This window comes from Pseudomonas sp. SDO55104_S430, assembly GCF_054070595.1.
Map to the genome: position 1 here is coordinate 1 of NZ_JBSVXG010000470.1, position 1,368 is coordinate 1,368.

At 60.6% G+C, this 1,368-nt stretch carries 2 protein-coding genes; both read right to left on the minus strand.

Features of this window, described 5'->3' with window-relative positions; translation table 11 throughout:
- Positions 1-65: 65 nt before the first annotated feature.
- On the minus strand, positions 66-626 hold the full coding sequence (locus tag ACW9JE_RS30740; RefSeq protein ID WP_224541699.1) for a DUF1285 domain-containing protein: 561 nt from the start codon (positions 624-626) through the stop codon (positions 66-68).
- Between the two features lie 15 nt (positions 627-641).
- Positions 642-1,250 (minus strand): DUF4823 domain-containing protein, encoded by a 609-nt coding sequence (locus ACW9JE_RS30745; RefSeq protein ID WP_457434911.1) that lies wholly within the window; start codon positions 1,248-1,250, stop codon positions 642-644.
- Positions 1,251-1,368 lie beyond the last annotated feature (118 nt).

Here is a 1,368-nt window from a genome sequence, read left to right on the forward strand (position 1 = left end):
ATGGATGCTGACTGACACACCGCCATCGCGGGCAAGCCCGCTCCCACAGGGTTTCTGGGGTTTAGTCAGGGTTCGAGGCCGATGGGGAAGAACTCTCCCCCACTCCACACGCCTAACCAGCGCTGCCCTTCGATCTCGCGACTCACCGCCAGCTCCACCAACTGATAGAACACATTGCGATGAATCAACGCCTCAAGATTGCTGCGCACATGCACGTAAGGCGCAGGTTCCTGGGTCCGGGGATCGATCATCACGCGAATCGGATGTTCGGCCCCGGCCTCGGTGGTTTCGTCGACATTGGTGGTAAAGCGCAGGAGCTGCGACTCGCCCTCGCCTTCCACGTCCACGGAAATCGCCACGAACGGCGCGTCGTCGACCTTGATGCCGACTTTCTCGACCGGGGTGATGAGGAAGTAATCATCGCCGTCGCGGCGAATGATGGTGGAGAACAGCTTGACCATCGGCTTGCGCCCGATCGGCGTGCCCAGGTAATACCAGGTGCCGTCGCGGGCAATGCGCATGTCGATGTCGCCGCAGAAGTCCGGGTTCCACAGGTGGACCGGCGGCAAGCCTTTGGTCTTGGGGATTTGCCCCAACAGGTCGTTGGCTTTTTGCGGGCCACTCATGGCGATCTCCTTGGATTACTGGTTGCTGAGCCCCAACAGACTGCGAGCGTATTGCTCAAGCGGCGGGCCCATCAGGTCTTCTGGCTTTTCGTCGTGGAACGTCAGTAAACCGCCACGACTCTTGATACGTGCAGTATCAATCAAATACTGAGTGCTGGTCTCGATCAACATGATCTGAATCACGCCGGTATCGACGCCCAGGCGATCGATCGCTTCCTGATCCAGCCATTCATCGGAGTTGCCGATGCGGTCATCCGCCTTGGCGAAGCGGGTATAGAGCAGGTAATGGGCGCCGGCGGAACGGGCCTCGTTCATCGCTTGGTCCAGACCTTCAGGCCCGCGGGCGCGGCGGACCATCGGGAAGTATTCGATGAAACCGTCGAAGGCGACTTCAGCGATCACGTTGGGACGCGGGTAGGCGGTGCCGCCCGGCGGCATGAACGCGCCCTGGGCGATGTAGACGAACGAGTCCGGCTGAATGCGCAGGTTGTTCACGCGACGACTGTCGCTGTGATCCAGAAAGCCGGCGTCGCTCATATGGTAGCGAGCCCCTTCGGCCATATCGCTGACATTCATGCAGCCGCCAAGCGCCAAAACGGCCAGCAGCAAAACCAGGCTACGCATCCTATCCTCCAGAGGCCGGTGTCGGAAAACCGGCGAATGGCCGTGGGATGCAGCTTCCGCGCCAGCTTGGGAGCATCGTTGTGAGGGAGATAGCATTCGCGGGCAAGCCTCGCTCCTA